Source organism: Hyphomicrobium sp. (genome assembly GCF_036262015.1).
Classification (GTDB): Bacteria; Pseudomonadota; Alphaproteobacteria; order Rhizobiales; family Hyphomicrobiaceae; genus Hyphomicrobium_C.
Map to the genome: position 1 here is coordinate 336,415 of NZ_DATAJR010000004.1, position 16,477 is coordinate 352,891.

The 16,477-nt window shown below is 62.5% G+C and carries 18 protein-coding genes; 6 read left to right on the forward strand and 12 right to left on the reverse strand.

The window, feature by feature from the left end; all coding sequences use genetic code 11:
• Positions 1-36: 36 nt before the first annotated feature.
• Complete coding sequence (locus tag VHO05_RS02590) at positions 37-642, reverse strand: glutathione S-transferase family protein (RefSeq protein WP_329645050.1); 606 nt, start codon at positions 640-642, stop codon at positions 37-39.
• Between the two features lie 23 nt (positions 643-665).
• Complete coding sequence (locus VHO05_RS02595; RefSeq protein ID WP_329645051.1) at positions 666-1,406, reverse strand: 16S rRNA (uracil(1498)-N(3))-methyltransferase; 741 nt, start codon at positions 1,404-1,406, stop codon at positions 666-668.
• Positions 1,407-1,557: 151 nt separating this feature from the next.
• Here VHO05_RS02595 and ubiA point away from each other — a divergent pair, with 151 nt between their 5' ends.
• Positions 1,558-2,544: a 4-hydroxybenzoate octaprenyltransferase gene (gene ubiA / locus VHO05_RS02600; protein ID WP_329645052.1), complete on the forward strand. Its 987-nt coding sequence runs from the start codon at positions 1,558-1,560 to the stop codon at positions 2,542-2,544.
• A gap of 33 nt (positions 2,545-2,577) precedes the next feature.
• Here ubiA and VHO05_RS02605 read toward each other — a convergent pair whose 3' ends face one another.
• A complete protein-coding gene (locus VHO05_RS02605; protein WP_329645053.1) occupies positions 2,578-3,363 on the reverse strand; it encodes a DUF1013 domain-containing protein in 786 nt (261 codons plus the stop codon).
• Between the two features lie 214 nt (positions 3,364-3,577).
• On the opposite strand from VHO05_RS02605, the gene VHO05_RS02610 reads away from it, so the two are divergent.
• Positions 3,578-4,009, forward strand: coding sequence for a MaoC family dehydratase (locus VHO05_RS02610; protein WP_329645054.1), 432 nt, complete (start codon positions 3,578-3,580; stop codon positions 4,007-4,009).
• A 43-nt stretch (positions 4,010-4,052) separates the two neighbouring features.
• Entirely contained in the window at positions 4,053-4,994 is a 942-nt protein-coding gene (locus VHO05_RS02615) for a bifunctional riboflavin kinase/FAD synthetase (RefSeq protein WP_329645055.1), read from the forward strand.
• Positions 4,995-4,998: 4 nt separating this feature from the next.
• On the opposite strand, the gene VHO05_RS02620 is transcribed toward VHO05_RS02615, so the two are convergent.
• A complete protein-coding gene (locus VHO05_RS02620) occupies positions 4,999-5,325 on the reverse strand; it encodes a hypothetical protein (RefSeq protein WP_329645056.1) in 327 nt (108 codons plus the stop codon).
• A 193-nt stretch (positions 5,326-5,518) separates the two neighbouring features.
• On the opposite strand from VHO05_RS02620, the gene VHO05_RS02625 reads away from it, so the two are divergent.
• Together VHO05_RS02625 and VHO05_RS02630 are read left to right on the forward strand one after the other, a co-directional pair.
• Positions 5,519-5,917 carry a hypothetical protein gene (locus VHO05_RS02625; RefSeq protein WP_329645057.1) on the forward strand — a complete coding sequence of 133 codons (399 nt, stop codon included), beginning with the start codon at positions 5,519-5,521 and terminating at the stop codon, positions 5,915-5,917.
• Positions 5,918-6,008: 91 nt separating this feature from the next.
• Positions 6,009-7,391: a glutamate--cysteine ligase gene (locus VHO05_RS02630; protein WP_329645058.1), complete on the forward strand. Its 1,383-nt coding sequence runs from the start codon at positions 6,009-6,011 to the stop codon at positions 7,389-7,391.
• A 502-nt stretch (positions 7,392-7,893) separates the two neighbouring features.
• Here VHO05_RS02630 and VHO05_RS02635 read toward each other — a convergent pair.
• On the reverse strand, positions 7,894-9,801 hold the full coding sequence (locus VHO05_RS02635; RefSeq protein WP_329645059.1) for a hypothetical protein: 1,908 nt from the start codon (positions 9,799-9,801) through the stop codon (positions 7,894-7,896).
• 191 nt (positions 9,802-9,992) lie between these two features.
• Between VHO05_RS02635 and VHO05_RS02640 the strand changes: the two genes are divergently transcribed.
• On the forward strand, positions 9,993-10,454 hold the full coding sequence (locus VHO05_RS02640; protein WP_329645060.1) for a cache domain-containing protein: 462 nt from the start codon (positions 9,993-9,995) through the stop codon (positions 10,452-10,454).
• A gap of 88 nt (positions 10,455-10,542) precedes the next feature.
• On the opposite strand, the gene VHO05_RS02645 is transcribed toward VHO05_RS02640, so the two are convergent.
• The 7 genes from VHO05_RS02645 to VHO05_RS02675 all read right to left on the reverse strand — a co-directional run bounded on the left by VHO05_RS02645 (position 10,543) and on the right by VHO05_RS02675 (position 16,453).
• Positions 10,543-11,682: a carboxynorspermidine decarboxylase gene (locus VHO05_RS02645; RefSeq protein WP_329645061.1), complete on the reverse strand. Its 1,140-nt coding sequence runs from the start codon at positions 11,680-11,682 to the stop codon at positions 10,543-10,545.
• A 166-nt stretch (positions 11,683-11,848) separates the two neighbouring features.
• Positions 11,849-12,271: a hypothetical protein gene (locus tag VHO05_RS02650; RefSeq protein ID WP_329645062.1), complete on the reverse strand. Its 423-nt coding sequence runs from the start codon at positions 12,269-12,271 to the stop codon at positions 11,849-11,851.
• A gap of 173 nt (positions 12,272-12,444) precedes the next feature.
• Positions 12,445-13,788, reverse strand: a complete 1,344-nt coding sequence (locus VHO05_RS02655; protein ID WP_329645063.1) for a hypothetical protein — start codon at positions 13,786-13,788, stop codon at positions 12,445-12,447.
• Positions 13,789-13,909: 121 nt separating this feature from the next.
• Positions 13,910-15,124, reverse strand: a complete 1,215-nt coding sequence (locus VHO05_RS02660; protein WP_329645064.1) for a saccharopine dehydrogenase family protein — start codon at positions 15,122-15,124, stop codon at positions 13,910-13,912.
• Positions 15,125-15,321: 197 nt separating this feature from the next.
• A complete protein-coding gene (locus VHO05_RS02665; protein ID WP_329645065.1) occupies positions 15,322-15,642 on the reverse strand; it encodes a YbaB/EbfC family nucleoid-associated protein in 321 nt (106 codons plus the stop codon).
• A 131-nt stretch (positions 15,643-15,773) separates the two neighbouring features.
• Positions 15,774-16,145 carry a DUF1810 domain-containing protein gene (locus tag VHO05_RS02670; RefSeq protein ID WP_329645066.1) on the reverse strand — a complete coding sequence of 124 codons (372 nt, stop codon included), beginning with the start codon at positions 16,143-16,145 and terminating at the stop codon, positions 15,774-15,776.
• 116 nt (positions 16,146-16,261) lie between these two features.
• A complete protein-coding gene (locus VHO05_RS02675) occupies positions 16,262-16,453 on the reverse strand; it encodes a hypothetical protein (RefSeq protein WP_329645067.1) in 192 nt (63 codons plus the stop codon).
• Positions 16,454-16,477: the final 24 nt, after the last annotated feature.

Below are 16,477 nucleotides of genomic sequence, written 5' to 3' on the forward strand. Positions count from 1 at the left end.
CGGACGCAAAGGCGGCACGCCAGCGCGCGACGGGCGTCAGCCCGCCATCCGCGCCGCATCCGCCGCCTTGGCGGCTTTCCGGGCCGGACGGGCTTCGAGCCTTGCCGCGTAGTCCACGTACTCCGGGCGTTCGGGCAGGACCTTGAACCCAAGCATGAATGCGACGCCGGAGCCGACCATCACGTCGGCGGCCGAGAAGCGCTCCCCGAGAAGCCACGGTCCTGGCTTAAGTCCGGCCGAAAGCGTATCGAGCACGTCCTCGGGTTTGCCCCATCCCACCGTCGAGGGCGGCGACTCCCGCTTCATGAACATGTCTGCAAGCGCTGGTTCGAAGCAGCTCCCGTAGAAGAACAGCCACCTCAGAAATGCGCCCCGGTCGGGATCGTCGATGGCCGGCGCCAGTCCGGCCTTCGGGTACTTGTCGGCCAAGTAGAGAAGGATCGCTGGAGTTTCCGCGACAATGGTGTCTCCATCGCGGAGCACCGGCAGTTTTCCCATCGGATTGATCTTTAGAAACTCGGGCGTCTTGTGCTCGCCCGCCTTGAGGTCGATGGGAACGATCTCGAACGGTTCACCGAGCTCGTGCAGCATGTAGTGCACAGTGGCCGAACGCGAATGCGGGTTGTGATAAAGCGTCAGCACGAGCGAACCTCCGTTTGTTTTGTCTAGCGCCAGTCGCCGAGCGCCGCGTTGACGAGAGCCAGCGCGGCGATGGCCGCCGTGTCGGCGCGCATGATGCGCGGTCCGAGCGACAGGGCCGTCGCGTGCGGCAGTGCCCGGATCATCTCGCGCTCATCGGGCGAAAATCCGCCCTCCGGACCGATAAGAACCGCAAGCGGCCCAGGCCGAAGTTTAGCGAGCGCCGAAAGCGGGTTCGCAACTTCGGCGGCCTCGTCGCAAAAGATGAGCACCCGCGAGGTATCCCAGTTTTGCAGAAGCGACGCCAGCTTGATCGGCTCGGCAACTTCGGGAACGCGGAGAATGCCGCATTGTTCAGCGGCCTCTATCGCATTGGCGCGCATCCGCTCGAGATTCACGCGCTCGGCAATCGTATGGCGTGTGAGGACCGGCGTGAGACGCGAAACGCCCATTTCGGTCGCCTTCTGCACCATGTAGTCAAGCCGCGCGCGCTTCAGCGGTGCGAAGATGTAGGTGAGGTCGGGTCCCCCCGTCTGTGCGCGGACGAGGCTCTCGGCATCCAGCGCGGCGCCCCGTTTGCCGACTTCCGAAAGCCGGGCTCGCCACTCTCCGTCACGGCCATTGAAAATCAGGATCTCGTCGCCGGCGGAGAGGCGCAGCACACTCCTGAGATAGCTTGCCTGTTCCGGAGTACAGGAAATGCGCGTCCCTTGGCCGAGGGGGTGATCGACGAACAGCCGTTGCGAAGTGAAATCGTGGACCGCCATGGTCGCGCCCTTGCCCTAAATGTCCGCTTGCATATCCGAACATCATGGCCAATCCAACCTCGGGGCCGGGGCGCGGCACTGCCTCGTGTTGCCGGATGGGGTCGCCGCCGCTAACGTCCGCTGCATCATGGAAGGCGAGGACACATCGAGAATGACGGCAACGGCAGCGAGCCCGGACACGGACCCCCCGCAGGGGGAGCGCGCTAAGGCCGTGGCGGACGCTCCGACGGGCAACTGGGTCGACACCTATGCTCCAGCCGCGTGGCGCCCCTATCTTCGGCTCGCCCGCATCGACCGACCGATTGGCACCTGGCTGTTGCTGTTTCCGTGCTGGTGGTCGCTGACGCTGGCCGAAGTATCGGTCGGCCGGCCCTATCCAAACGTCTGGATGCTCACGCTGTTTGCAATCGGCGCCATCGTCATGCGCGGCGCGGGCTGTGCTTACAACGATTACGTCGACCGCGAATACGACGCCCGGGTGCAGCGGACCGCGAGCCGCCCCATTCCGTCCGGGCAGGTCTCGCCGGAAGCCGCGCTCATCTTTGCGGTTGCGCTCGCAATGGTCGGTTTCCTGGTGCTGATCTGGTTCAATTTTTTCACGATCGTCCTCGGGATCGCGTCGCTGGCGCTGGTCGCCGTCTATCCCTTCATGAAACGCTACACCTATTGGCCGCAGGCTGTTCTCGGCCTAGCGTTCAACTGGGGTGCGTTGATGGGTTGGGCGGCCGTGACGGGCTCGCTCGCCCTGCCGGCACTGTTGCTGTACGCCGGTTCGGTTCTCTGGACCATTGGCTACGACACGATCTACGCCCATCAGGACACCGAGGACGACCTGATGCTCGGATTGAAATCGACGGCGCTCTCGTTCGGGGAGGACACGCGGTTCTGGGTCGGCAGCTTCTACGTCGGCGCGCTGCTACTGTGGATCGCGGCCGGCTTCCTCGCTGGCACGCATCTCGTGTTTTTCTTCGGCTGCGCGCTGGTCGGCCTTCAGATGGCTTGGCAGGTCTCGACGCTCGACACGTCCGATCCGAAGAACTGCCTGCGCCGCTTCCGCGCCAACCGCGATGTGGGCGCGGCGATTTTCCTCGCGCTCGTCACGGATACGCTTCTGTCATGGTGGGCCGGACTGAGCTGACGTGTCAGCCCGACGCGGGAGGAGCGAAGGGCGTTACGAGCCCTCCTCGTCCCCTTTGTCGTCCGATGGCTCGCTCTTGAGCTCCTTGAGCTTGGCGAACACACGCGCCTCTTCTTCGGCGGGCGTCTCTTCGCGGTCTTCGAGGGCGCCCTTGGGCTGCACGATCTCCGCAGTGGGGCGGAAGCCTTCCTCCTCCGATTCCTCCGAGGCCGGAGCGGTCGTCTCCTCGGTCGGGAGCAAAGTGCCGGCTTTGATGGCTTCCTTCTGAGCTTCGCGACGCTCGCGCTCCATACGCCGCGCGGCCTTCTTCACTTCGTTGTCGAGATCCGTCTGCGAGCAGAGGCCCAACGTGACCGGATCTTGCGGTACGAGATTGGGAGAGTTCCAGTGCGTGCGGTCCTTGATCTGCGCGATGGTGGGCTTGGTCGTGCCCACGAGGCGCATGATCTGGCTGGTCTTGAGCTCGGGATGATTGCGCAGCAGCCAAAGGACCGCATTCGGACGGTCGTGGCGGCGAGACACCGGGGTGTAGCGCGGACCGCGCTTGGCGGCCGCTTCCGGCATCACGACTTTAGGCTCGGCAATGTGCAGTTGGCGGCCCGGATTCTTTTCTGCCGCCTCGATCTCGTCGCGCGTGAGCTGGTTGGAGGTCACCGGGTCGAGGCCCTTGATGCCCTGAGCGACGTCGCCGTCGGCGATGCCTTTCACTTCGAGCACATGCAACCCGCAGAACTCCGCGATCTGCTCGAACGAAAGCGAAGTGTTCTCGACCAGCCACACGGCTGTGGCCTTCGGCATCAGGGGTTTGCGGTCGCTCATAGGCTCTTCTCCGGGCTTTCGCGGGGCAGGGACCGCAAAAGCCAATAGTAATGGAAAATGTTGGGATACCGCCTTATAGCGCGATCCGTCGCCCTGCTGCAACACCTGCGTGTCGGGAGGGCTAAGATCGGCCAAGCCGCCTGCGTGTTGCGTGTCGGCGGGCTGGCCGCTAGACCAGGGGCCTGAAACAAGGTCGCCGGCAGGATAAAGCACAATGACAACTCCCAAGATCACCTACTTTGAGGATCTCGCGGTCGGCCAGGAAGCATCACTTACGAGTAAGGTGAGCGAGGCGGACATCATTGCCTTCGCTGACATCTCTGGTGACCGGAACCCTGTACATCTTGACGCGGAGTACGCAGCGTCAACGATGTTCAAGGAGCGCATCGCCCACGGCATACAGTCCGCCGGTTACATCTCGGCCGTTTTCGGCATGAAGCTGCCGGGACCGGGGGCGATCTACATTTCGCAAACGCTCAACTTCAAAGCTCCGGTGAAAATCGGTGATACCGTTGTCACGACGGTGAAGCTGATCGAGCTCTTTCCGGAAAAGAAGCGCGCGAAATTCGAGACCGTGTGCACTGTGAACGGCAAACCCGTGTTGACAGGCGAAGCCTTGCTGATGGTGCCTAGCCGCCCGGCGTGACCCCAGCACCATTGTCGCCCCGCCGTGCACGAAGGATCGGAGCATGCTTGTCGTTCACGGCTTTGAAGCGGTGCCGCCCGAGGCCAAAGGGGCAGTCCTTGCGCTCGGCAATTTCGATGGCGTGCATCGCGGCCACCAAATCCTGGTGCAGCGCGCCATCGAAGAAGCACGGCGCGTTGATCGGCCCGGGGGCGTACTGCTTTTCGAGCCCCATCCGCGCGAGTTCTTCAATCCGGCGGCGCCGCACTTTCGGCTAACGTCGCTCGAAGAGAAGCTTGCCGTATTTGATCAGCTTGGCCTCGATGTGGCGGTAGTCCTACCGTTCGACGGCAGGCTCGCAGCTCTTGCTGCGGATGAGTTCATTGCTCGCGTGCTGGTTGGTGCGCTTGCGGTATCGCATGTCGTGGTCGGTTATCATTTCTTCTTCGGCCGCAACCGCTCCGGGTCGGCAGAAACGTTGCGGACAGCAGGAAAAACATTGGGTTTCGGAGTAACCGTTGTGGAACCAGTGGCCGACCGTGGAGAGCCATTCTCGTCAACAGCCATTCGCTTGCTGCTGGCGGAGGGCGACGTAAAAGGTGCGGCCGAGGCGCTGGGGCGTCCGTGGCGCGTGAAAGGCCCGGTTATTGGCGGTGCACAGCGCGGAACCGGCCTCGGTTTTCCGACCGCAAATGTCGCCCTTCCGAAAGGAACTGCACTCGGTCACGGGATCTTCGCCGTGCGCGTGAAACTCGATGGCCGTTCGCTCGACGGCGCAGCCTACCTCGGCACGCGCCCCACCTTTGACGATGGCATGCCTGTGCTCGAAGTTTTCCTGTTCGACTTCGACGAGAAGATTTACGGGCGCGAGATCGAGGTCAGCTTTATCGACAAAGTGCGCGACGACCGCAAATTTCATAGCGCAGAGGAACTCGTGCAGCAGATGGAGGCGGACTGCGCAAAGGCGTCCGAAATTCTCGCTGCCGAGCCGGCTCAAAAGTCCTGACGCGCTAGAATACCGTGATGCTTGACGGGCCCTTTTCGCCGGGCTTGCGGCCGGCTTTGCCGAGCTTCATGACTTGGCGAGTACCGTCAGGTAATGCCAGCGTGACGAACTCGCACTTGTGATCGAGCGCCAGGATGGCGCGCAGGATACGGCGTCCGGCGTCCCCGCCCTCGGCGATCAGGTCGCCGTCCATGGGGCCGGCATGATAGGTGCACGCTTCCGAGCCGCCAGGGAGCTTCTTGTTCGGAACTGTTTCGCCATCGAGCGTCAGGGATGCGGCGACGATGACCGCGACGATAATACCGCCAGCGAGAAGAGCTTCGTTTTTCATGCCCGACGTCCTCAGGATCGGCTGTGGCGGCGGGCCAGTCCCGCCGGTCTGCACACTTTTTACGCACCGGGAAGCGATTCGTTTACGGCTCCTTCCTATCATTGGGGGCTGACGCGAGCCCTGCGGATGGGGGCTGCGTTTCCGCGCGCCGTCGCGCGGCGGGTGTCATGGCGTCGATTTGGAGCGGTCGCGGATGGCTATGCAAGCCAAGGCGCTGATGATGCTGGTAGTTGCGATTGCCGCAGGGGGAGCCGATCCCCTGCTGGCGGGTGATCGGCCCAGCCAGCGGCCCGATCGGGGCGGCTGGGACCGGCGCAACAATCCGAGCATCTATATCGAGCCGGAGCTGGACCTGAACCGTCCACGCCCGAACACCGACACACCCGAATTCGTCATGGCGGAGCTCCAGAGGTGCACGAGCTTTGGCGTGCAATCGTTCGTGGACTGCCTGCGCGATAACCATAACTCGGTGATGATCCGCCGCCTCGAGGCCTGCGTAAATTCGGAGACCATTCCAGACGACCTGCGCCGCGTCATGCCGTGCCTCCCCATGGGCGGGATGCCATCCGGAGCTTCGGTGGAAGGGCAGTAACCTTTCCTTTGGCCGCCCCCAACCCCTTGTTTAGTGGGGTGGGGCTCGCCATAACACCCACCGAACCGCGCCACCGCCAGAGGCCCCACATATGTCGACCCGTCAGGATGGGACCCCGAGCCCTCTCGCGCGTTCCCGCGACGATCTCGTCGGCTGGATTGCGGCTGGCGAAAAGCCCAAGCCAGACTGGCGCATCGGCACAGAGCACGAAAAGTTCGTTTTCTACACAGAGTCCCTGAAGCCGGTTCCCTACGAGGGTGATCGCGGCATTCGGGCTATCATGGAGCACATGATGGCCCGCTATGATTGGGAACCCATCATGGAGGGCGACAATATTATCGCTCTCAAGCGTCCGGATGGTCAGCCGGGGGGAACAATCAGCCTTGAGCCCGGCGGCCAGTTCGAGTTGTCCGGCGCTCCTCTCCGAACCCTGCATGAGACGGCCGACGAGACGCAGGAGCATCTGAACGAGGTGCTCGACGTCGGCGAGGATCTCGGCATCGGATTCCTCGGCGTGGGCTTCTCGCCCAAGTGGACGCTGGCCGAGACGCCTCACATGCCGAAACAGCGCTACAAAGTCATGACGCGCTACATGCCGACGGTCGGCAAACGCGGCCTCGACATGATGTATCGCACGGCGACCATCCAGGTGAACCTCGACTTCGCCAACGAAGCGGACATGGTCAAGAAACTGCGCGTGAGCCTTGCGCTGCAGCCCATAGCGACGGCCATGTTTGCGTCCTCTCCGTTCACCGAAGGCCACATCAACGGGATGAAGTCGTTGCGCAGCGAAGTCTGGCGCGAAACCGATCCGCGCCGCACGGGAATGCTGCCCTTCGTCTTCGAGGAGGGCATGGGCTACGAGCGTTATGTCGACTACGCGCTCGATGTACCCATGTATTTCGTCTACCGCTCCGGCCGCTACATCGACGTCGCCGGAGCGTCGTTCCGCGATTTCATGAACGGCAAGCTCGCAGCGCTCCCTGGCGAACTCCCCACGCTTGACGATTGGTCGGATCACCTGACGACCCTCTTCCCGGAGGTGCGTCTCAAGCGCTTCCTGGAAATGCGCGGGGCCGACGGCGGCCGCTGGCCGCGCATCTGTGCACTCTCCGCGTTCTGGGTCGGACTGCTCTACGACGAGGTCGCACTCGACGCGGCATGGGATCTTGTAAAAACGTGGACCGCCGAGGAGCGCCAGCAGTTGCGCGAAGTGGTTCCGCGCGAGGCCCTATCGGCCCGGTTCCGTGATTCCACCGTGCAGGAGCTTGCTCTCTCGGCGCTTCGCATCTCGCGCCTCGGCCTTAGAAACCGCCGGCAGATCAACGCCAAAAGCCAGGACGAAACGATCTATCTGGCCCCGCTCGAGCGCCTCGTCGGGTCGGGGCGTACCGTGGCCGACGAACTGATCGAGCGCTACGAAGGGCGCTGGAACGGATGTATCGACCACATCTTCGAGGAGTTCGCGTTCTAGCGCGGAGTGAATCGGCAGCGCAGGGAAAGTCCGAAGCGTGAATCATTGGTCTCATCAAAGACCTGGAGCGATCGCTCAAAGCGGCTGCCGGGCCGTAACGGAGCCTTGACGGCCGGTTCAGGTGACGTTCATCGTGCGCATCGTAAACCATACCACCGCGCGGCGACCACGTTTCACGGACCTCTGCGCGATAATCCGGCCAGAACCCCGAGCAGAGGACGTCGATTTCGTGAAACGAACTATGCGATACGCGACCGCCGCTCTGTGCCTTGCCGCGATTTCAGCCGCCATCTTTCCCATCGCCTCTTCGGCCAATGACTGTGCGTCGCGCTGCTACGCTCAGGAGAATTCGTGCCGCCGGGCCACCAAAGACAGTCCGAGCTGCGGCGCCCAGCTCACCCGCTGTTTGCAATCCTGCCGCGCCCAACGTTGAGCCACCGTCTGAGACCAAAAATTTGAGCGGCGCCCGGCATCGCTGCCAGGCGCCTTTTCGTTTTCGCGATCAGTACATTTGCAGCGCGAGTACGCCGCCCGGGCCGACCATGAGACCCCAAATGTCTCCGTCCGCGACCTCGACCTCATCGGTCTGAACGTCCCGGCCCGGAAGTTTGAATGAGAACGTGTGCTTACCCGGCGAGATCTCGATCGTCGGGCCGTCTGGCTTCTTCGCGCCGAGACCGCCTCTGATCTTGACCGTCTTCTTGTCGATGGTAACGGAAGCCTCGCCGTCGAGCACATTTCCGAACAGCAGCTTCACGTGCCCCGGCTTCGGCAGCATACCGGCCTTCGACGCTTCCGCCTGCTTGCGCACCAGTAGCGCCACGACCGTGTCGCCCTTGTCGGACGAAAGCGTGAGAATGGCCGGCCCATCGCTCGTGCTGTAGGTCACGACGGCGCGTCTCGTCTCGACGATCGCGCCTTCTGCCTCCTTCCAGCCATCGCGCTTGCCAAGCTCCCGGCGATAGAAAGCCAGGACGGCGGCCACGCTGGCCGGCACACGGGCATTGACCTGGACCCGGTACAGAGACTTTTCGCTGCCGTTGAGCGTGTTCGGTGTGGGCACCAGCAGGCCGGCGATTTCCTGAATCGCGAGTTCTTTCTCGGTTACCTGCGAAGTCGACGGCGCATCTGGCAGCGGCGCGGATTCTGGCTCGGCGTCGGCGGACACGAGGCCAGAGCCCGTCGCGCTTACCTTCGCCTTGTTACCCATCTTCATGAGCGTAATCGATACGTCCTTGCCGCCCTTCGCAAAGCGCAACGCCGCCATTGTGTCCTTGTCGATGACCGTCGGCTGCTCTTTCCAGCCGGCTGCCTTCATCTCGGCGCGATAGAAGCTTGCCAAGGCTCTCACGCTGGATGTTGACGTGAAGTCGACGTTGCCGCTCGCCGCGTCGATCTCGATGCTGTCGGCAGCCTCGGGGAGCGGAATGGGTGCGGACGTGTCGCGCAACGCGCGGAGTGGCGCTTCGGGCTGCGCCGGTGTCGCCGGGGCTTGTTTCGCCGTGATCCCGGCAATGGTCTCGGCGGTCGCGTCATGCGCCTGCTTCATGATGTCGTTTGTGAGCTGGTCGAAGGCCTCGTGCATCTCCTTGGCCGCTGCGCTGGGTTGTGCCGGCGCAGTCTCAACCTTCTCTTCTTTCTGGTCCGGCTTGGCTGTCAGCAGGCTCTCTGGAACGGGTTCGATCTTCGCAGTCGTCCGGCCGTCTTTCTGGCGCTGGACCAGGACGATCAACGGCTTGTGTCCATCACGTACGAAATAGGAAAACAGACCGTTATCGGTGCTCTGTGCGGCGCCGCCGGGCTTTCTGGTAGCGTCCTTGACCGACCACGGGGACCAGCCTCTCTGGATCATCTCCGCATTGAAGAAGACCATCGAGGCGTCGACGGACTCGGTCGTCAACGACGAGAGATAGGGGCGATCCGGATCGAACAGGACGTCGGATGCATCCTTGGGCAACGGCAGATCGTTTGCGAAGTTGATGGCGGTATAACTGACGCTTGTCTTGTTGTCCTGGGCCGGTGCAAGCGTAATCAAGACGTTCAGCCCTTGAGCGCCCTTCTTGAAGGTCAGGATCACGACGTTCGGATTGTCGGCCTTGCTCGAGAACGGGGCCTCATAGCGCTTCCACTCCGCTTCGGTGAGGCCGGCGACGGTAGAGTCGGTGGTTTTCGCCACGCTATCGGGAGACACGAAAATGGTAGTCAGCGCGCTGGCGTAGGTCTCCTTGGCGCCCGCAATGCGCGGCAGCTGGCTCGTGTCGAGCTCGCCTGCGGCCGCGGCCGGTCCGGCGAATGCCGGGGCACTATCGGCGAAAAAGGTCTGGTAACAATAGCCTGCGGCCAAAGCCGCGACCGCGATTGCGACGCCGCGCGCCGCAAACGACTTCGGAGTCCCTACTGACTTGCTCACGTGATTTCACCCATGATCTTCGCGCGGATACGCCCCTGCGCTCCGCAACCCCGTTCGGGAAACGCGGTCATCGCGTGCCCGAGAAAAATTTGATGTTCCCAAGGTAACAGCCCCGCCCGCCAGGCGGAGCGAGAGCGGCACGGTAGTATAGTGGCGAGGGGACGAACGGAGAGGGAGGACTGGAGGATGCAATGAAAAACATAAAAACGTTGCTGATTCTGATGCTGGTTGTGCCGGCAATGGCCCTGGCCAGCACCCCTCTATTTGCCGAACTAAAGCACGCCTCGAAGGAAGACGCCCAGGCCATGGCGATCAAAGCTGCGGACTTCCTTAAAAAGGAAGGCCCTGACAAAGCGATCGCGGCTTTCAACGGTGGCGGCGACTGGCGCAGCGGAGATCTCTACGTGTTCGTTTTCGACAAGACCGGAACGTGGAAGGCCAGTGGCGCAAGGCCGGAGTTGATCGGGAAGAACGATCTGAACACGCCTGATCCCAGCGGCAAGCTCTACGTCAAGGAGATCGTTGCGATCAACAAGGATGGCTGGGTGGATTACAAGTTCAAGAGCCCGGCAGACAACCAGATCCACGAAAAGAAGTCGTACGTCGTGCGGGTCGGTGACCTACTGGTCGGAGCTGGCGCGTACAAATATTGAGGCTGGCGTCCTCCCGGACGCAGCCTGAACTTCACGACATGAATGATATCAGAGTTGGCGCCCAGCCGGGTTCGGCTGGGCGTCTCTTTCAGCCCAGCCTGCGCCGGAACTCCTCGTAGCCGAACGAGCGCACGACCTCGTAGCGGCCATCCTCATGCAGAATGGCGAGATCCGGCAGCGGCGTGCCGTTGAAGGTCGTGTTCTTCACGAACGAGTACTGCATCATGTCTCCGAACACGACGCGAGATCCGACGCCCAGGGGCTCGGCGAACGAATACTCGCCGATGATGTCGCCGGTCATGCAGGTCTTGCCGCCCAGGATGTAGGAGTGTGGGAGCGCGCCTGCCTCCTGCGCACCGAGAACGGGCGGCGTGTAGGGCACCTCGAGCACGTCCGGCATGTGGGTGGAAGCCGAGGCATCGAGAATGGCGATGTCCTTCACGTTGCGATGCAGCCCGATCACCGTGGAGACGAGATAGCCCGTGTCCACCACAAGGCCCGCGCCGGGCTCGAGATAGACTTCGATGCCGAACTCCGCACGAAACGCCTTGAGCGCCGCGATCAGTTTCGCAACGTCGTAGCCGGGCTTGTTGACGAAGTGCCCGCCGCCGAAATTCACCGCCTTCACGCGGCGCAGGTACGGCGCGAAATTCTTCGCCACGTGCTCGATCAGTCCTACCGACCCATCAGCGAGAGATTCGCACAGCGCGTGGGCATGGAAGATGTCGATCTCGCCCCACGGAAGCTGGTCGATCTCCTCGACTGTCGTGCCGAAGCGCGAGCAGGGCGCGCACGGATCGTACAGCGCGCCGCCGAGCGTGGCGTTCGAATAGCCAGGGTTGATGCGAACGCCGACCTCGCGGCCCGCTGCTTTCGCAAGCGGCAATCCGAGCGCAATCTGCTCCGGTGAGTTGAAATAGATGTGGTCGGCGATCGCCGTCAGCCGTTCGACTTCACCCGGGCCGTACGCCGGTGCGTAGACGTGCACCTCCTTGCCGAACTCCTCGCGCCCCATGCGGGCCTCGTACTCGCCGCTGGCCGTCGTCCCGTCGAGCACCTCACGCAGGATCGGGAAGGCCGCCGGCATGGCCCAGGCCTTCGTCGCCAGAAGCACTTTGACGCCCGCCTCCTGCTTGATACGCGCGGCCGTCCCGAGGTTGCGCTTGAGCGCAGCCACGTCGAGCACGTAAGCCGGGGTACGGATGTCAGCAGGGATTTTGGGGATCATGCGCGCTCTCAGGCTCGAAGAAGAAGGGCCGAGCGCGCTATATGGCATCGTCAGATGACGACTGCTAGAGCCTGGGCCGGGGCGCGTCATTCCGTGCCGGAACCGTCCGGCTGCAGCCATGTCGCATGACGCCCGCCACAAGCACTAGTCCGGGCAGCCCTGGAGCCTAATGGCTCGCCGGCGGCGGATCGCTGAAGAAGTCGAGATCGTCCTGAATATTCTGCGCCGCGATGCGCCAGTTGCCCGGCGCGTGCGTGGCGCCGTTGGTATGACCGTTTGCATGCCCGTTGCCGTTCGTATGGCCGTTGGTGTGCGGCAATTGATGATGGCGCTCATCCTCGATGGTATGCATCGGCTCTGCCGACGAGACCGGAAACGCACAGAGGCGGCCCGCGAGAAGCTGCAACTCGTTCATGATGACATGGCGGCGCGCTTCGTGTTGGGCTGTGATGGCGCGGATTTCGGCGAGAAGCTTCTCGTCGACATGGTTGAGCGCCGCGTTGAGCGCGCGCACGAGCGCCTGCTCTTCCTGCGTGTTCTCCGTCAGGCGGCGATGCATCTCCGCGAGCTTCTGAGAAAGATTAGCCATTGGCTGTCCCCCGTCGCTGTGTGGTGTCTATGCGGGGATCGTTCAATGATTCGTGTGATTCAATTGAGGTCTGACAACGCCGAATGCACGGCTGAGTGGCCAAGACGGCCAACGATTTTATTCCCACCAGCGCGCAATTATCACAATGGATCGATCCACTAGTTCTCCGACGTTTAGCGGATGCGCCGCTGCCACGTTCCGACCAGATGGTCGGCGACGGTGCCGATCACACCATCGTCGCGCATATACGCGTTGTGATAGAGCGCATCGCTGAGCCGCTTCCACATGACATCAGGATTGGCGATGCCGCCTTCCGGTCCGTCATTGGCGACGACGCTGTTGTAAAGGCTCTGCGCGGCCACGAAGAGCGCCGCATCGTCGATGCCGCCGAGGTCGATGGCTTCGATGCGCTCCTCGCGAGCTTTCACGAGATACGGTGGCAAGCGCGTGATGCCGACGAGCTTATAAGGACCATCGCCGCCGAACGCCGCCCCGAGCACACCGCCGTGGATCGCGCTCGTCAGCATCTTCGCATAGAGGAAAGCGCCTCCCGCGCGCGCGAGCAGCCAGACGACGAAGAACACCGCGCCGTAGACAAGGGGAACGAGCAACAGGAACGTGAGATCGGCGGCGGTGCCGAAGCCGAATTCTCCTGCCGAGATTTTCGCGACGATCGGGTTGAGAAAGTAGCCGCCGAACCAGACGAACAGTCCGGTCGTGACGGCGACGCCCGCGAGGGACGCAAACGCCGTCAGAGATCGCATCGCCGCGCTCGTCTTGACGTACTGGGGCGAAATCTGAGCCGCCGTTTCGAGAAGCTGCATCGCCTCGTCGCGCGGACTGTGCACGACGAGCCATTGCGATGGCGTGAGCGACTTCGCGAATAGCCGCGTCGCGAAATGACGGCGTGCCAGCTTCCGCACGCCCTTGGCGAGGCACCAGAGGCCGATCGCCATCAGGCCACCGAACAGAACGGCAGCTTCGATCTTCTTATTGGTGTCGGAGGAGAGAGCGGTCATCAGATACCAAAGCATGATCGGCGGAATGACGAGGCCGAGCACGGTCTGGAAGATCGCAATGAGCTTCGGCACAGTCTTCAGCCGCCGCGCGAAGAAGGGCGTACCGAAACTGATGATGCCGCCGCGATGCGCGGAGCGTCCGGCCAGCGCGAGGCCTTCGACGGTGACGTTGCCACCGTGGCTATGGGCGATCACCGCGTGTGGCCGGCCCGCCCGGTTGAGGCTACGGAGTGTGCGCGCAAGATCTGCAGCGCCCTTGAGGCGATCGAAATCGGAGTTCTGGCCCGACCAGTGCAGCGGCACGATCTCCACGTTGGGAACGCCGCGCTGCAGGAGGTCGTAGATCAGCCGCTCTGTGAACTTCGAGCCGCGCTGCCACCAGCGCTGGCCGTCATCGTCCGGATGCGCATCGTTGGTCCCGTGCACCGTGACGATCACCGGCGTCACGGAGGCACCGGTGTTATGGCCGGCGACCTCGGTTTCAGCTGAGTCCAGCATGCACCCCCCCCTTGCCACCCAAGCATCGGCGGCGAGGGCATCTCAGCGGGAAAGCTCAGCAAAGGGAACAAAAAAATGGGCGGCCGAAGCCGCCCATCCGAATGCGATCTGGTAAACGCGATCAGGTCTTGACCGCGAACAGCTCGGCCTGGTCGGCGGGCGTGATGTCCTTCACGTGCCACGGCAGGCCCTGTTTGCCGATCTCGTCCATGAACGGCTTCGAGGGGAGCTGTTCGACGTTGAACACGCCCTTCCCGGTCCAGTGGCCCTTGAACATCATCATGGCGCCGACGACCGGCGGCACGCCCGTCGTGTAGGACACGGCCTGCGCCTTTGTCTCCTTGTAGCACTGGGCATGGTCGCAGACGTTATAGATCAGCACCGTCTTGCGCTTGCCGTCCTTCGTGCCGTCGATGATGCAGCCGATGGACGTGCGCCCCGTGTAGCCCTCGCCGAGCGACGACGGCGGCGGCAGTAGCTCCTTCAGGAACTCCATCGGGATCACGGGCGTGCCCTTGTACATGACGGGGTCGATGCGCGTCATACCCACGCTCTGCAGCACGTCGAGATGCTTGATGTAGTTGTCGGAGAACGTCATCCAGAAGCGGATCTGCTTCAGACCCTTGATGTTCTGGACAAGGCTTTCCTCCTCCTCGTGATAAATGAGGTAGCTCTTGCGCGGTCCAACCTCCGGATAGTCGATCATGCACGAGATGGTCAGCGGATCGATGTCGATCCACTTGCCGTCCTTCCAGTATTTGCCGCGCTGCGTCACCTCGCGGAGGTTGATCTCCGGATTGAAGTTGGTCGCAAACGACTTGCCGTGGCTGCCGTCGTTGCAGTCGATGATGTCGATGGTGTCGATGGTGTCGAACAGATGCTCCTGCGCGTAGGCGCAGTAGATGTTCGACTGACCGGGATCGAAGCCGCAGCCGAGCACCGCCATGATGCCCTTGGAGGCATACTTGTCCTGGTAGGCCCACTGCCAGGAGTACTCGAACTTCGCCACGTCGCGCGGCTCGTAGTTCGCCGTGTCCATGTAGTGCACGCCGGTCTTGAGGCATGCGTCCATGATCGGCAGATCCTGGTAGGGAAGCGCCATGTTGATCACGAGGTCGGGCTTCACGCGCTCGATGAGCGCCACCGTCTCATCGACGTTGTCGGCGTTGACCTGGCTGATCTCGATCGGCGTCTTGCACAGCTTGGCGACCTTCTCGCAGCTCTCGAGACGGCGCGAGGCGAGATGGACCTTCTTGAAGACGTCGCGGTTCATCGCGCACTTCTGGGCGGTGACCGAGCCGGCCGCGCCGGCACCAATGATGAGAACGCTGTCCAAAGCGATGCTCCCTTAACGATGATTGGCGCGTCAGATATCACCGGACCGGACGCGATCACGGTCGAAAGAACAGCTCGCGTGCACAGCACTTTGAGCAAGCGTGCGCAAATAGGGCAGAACCCTGCGGATTTCAACAGTTCGGAGGCCCGTGGGGGCCTCCGGGAAGAAGTTTTTTTCAGCCGCGAGGCGTCGTACCGTCAAAAAAGCTTCATACCGGGTGGCAGCGGCAGCCCGCCGGTCACTTCGGCCATCTTGGCCTGCACCTGCGCCTCGACCTTCGACTTGGCGTCCGCGGTGGCGGCGACGATCAGGTCTTCGACGATTTCCGCTTCCTCGGGCTTCATCAGCGAGGGATCGATCTGCACGCGTTTCATGTCGCCCTTGCCGGTCAGCGTGACGGAGACGAGGCCGCCGCCAGCCGATCCAGCCACCTCGATCGTGCCAAGCTCCTCCTGCAGGCGCTGCATGCGCTCCTGCATGTCCTTGACCTGTTTCATCATGCCCATCAGGTCTTTCATCGGATCTCCTCGCTCTTAGGCAACGGCAGCTAGCAACAGGCGGTGGTGTGGTGAACAGACTGCCCGCGGCCAAGTTTGGATGGAAGCCTAGATCATTTTGCCCGGCCCCGCATTGCGTCATCTCAGTCCCCCTAGGGACGGCTAGATAGGGGTGTAAACGAAGCGCCGGCTTCGTGGAACAGCTCCATCGACGACCGGAACTTCATCGCGTCGAGCGCGCCGAAGATATCTTCCAATGGCATGCCTTTGTGAGACAGCACGAGCTGCGTGCAGTCCTTGAGCCGCGGCCCCAGCACCGGATGCGCCAGATACGCACGCGCTTCGTCGAGTGACGAGATCGCGTAGCGCTCCGACATGGCGCTCCGGCCAAGCCCCTTCGCCTGCGGAAAGATGAACCAGATCCAGTGTGTCGTCTTTCGGCCGGCGCGAAGCTCCCGCAGCACCGTCTCGTAGACGAGCGACTGTGCGTCGACGAAACGCTGCAGCTTGAAAGGATCGTCCATGGTGGCCTCCTTCCGCCGAGATTGAAAGCAGGCGAAAGATCCTATCACGCCAGGGCCATAAAAAGGGGCCGGGTTTGACCCCGACCCAAGTGTGCAATGCGCGCAGCAGTCGCGTCCTAATTTGGGAGAAGGTGCGACTGCTCCTTCTTTTTCTTGTCGGTGATCTTGAAGCTGGTCTCGACCATCACGGTGTGCTTGCCGTCGGCGCATTCGGCGTTGGAGATCGAGTAGAAGTCGTCGCTGGAATTGATCTCTCCGAGCCTGAACGCCAAGTCTGCAAACAGACGGCTTACGAAGCAATATAACATTACTAATTCAATGCGGGGAGATGG

Coding starts and splice junctions, on each gene's coding strand:
- VHO05_RS02595 (WP_329645051.1), bottom strand. CDS start 1,406: ATGGCGGTCCACGATTTCACTTCGCAACGGCTGTTCGTCGATCACCCC.
- ubiA (WP_329645052.1), top strand. CDS start 1,558: ATGACGGCAACGGCAGCGAGCCCGGACACGGACCCCCCGCAGGGGGAG.
- VHO05_RS02605 (WP_329645053.1), bottom strand. CDS start 3,363: ATGAGCGACCGCAAACCCCTGATGCCGAAGGCCACAGCCGTGTGGCTG.
- VHO05_RS02610 (WP_329645054.1), top strand. CDS start 3,578: ATGACAACTCCCAAGATCACCTACTTTGAGGATCTCGCGGTCGGCCAG.
- VHO05_RS02615 (WP_329645055.1), top strand. CDS start 4,053: ATGCTTGTCGTTCACGGCTTTGAAGCGGTGCCGCCCGAGGCCAAAGGG.
- VHO05_RS02620 (WP_329645056.1), bottom strand. CDS start 5,325: ATGAAAAACGAAGCTCTTCTCGCTGGCGGTATTATCGTCGCGGTCATC.
- VHO05_RS02625 (WP_329645057.1), top strand. CDS start 5,519: ATGGCTATGCAAGCCAAGGCGCTGATGATGCTGGTAGTTGCGATTGCC.
- VHO05_RS02630 (WP_329645058.1), top strand. CDS start 6,009: ATGTCGACCCGTCAGGATGGGACCCCGAGCCCTCTCGCGCGTTCCCGC.
- VHO05_RS02640 (WP_329645060.1), top strand. CDS start 9,993: ATGAAAAACATAAAAACGTTGCTGATTCTGATGCTGGTTGTGCCGGCA.
- VHO05_RS02645 (WP_329645061.1), bottom strand. CDS start 11,682: ATGATCCCCAAAATCCCTGCTGACATCCGTACCCCGGCTTACGTGCTC.
- VHO05_RS02650 (WP_329645062.1), bottom strand. CDS start 12,271: ATGGCTAATCTTTCTCAGAAGCTCGCGGAGATGCATCGCCGCCTGACG.
- VHO05_RS02655 (WP_329645063.1), bottom strand. CDS start 13,788: ATGCTGGACTCAGCTGAAACCGAGGTCGCCGGCCATAACACCGGTGCC.
- VHO05_RS02665 (WP_329645065.1), bottom strand. CDS start 15,642: ATGAAAGACCTGATGGGCATGATGAAACAGGTCAAGGACATGCAGGAG.
- VHO05_RS02670 (WP_329645066.1), bottom strand. CDS start 16,145: ATGGACGATCCTTTCAAGCTGCAGCGTTTCGTCGACGCACAGTCGCTC.
- VHO05_RS02675 (WP_329645067.1), bottom strand. CDS start 16,453: ATGTTATATTGCTTCGTAAGCCGTCTGTTTGCAGACTTGGCGTTCAGG.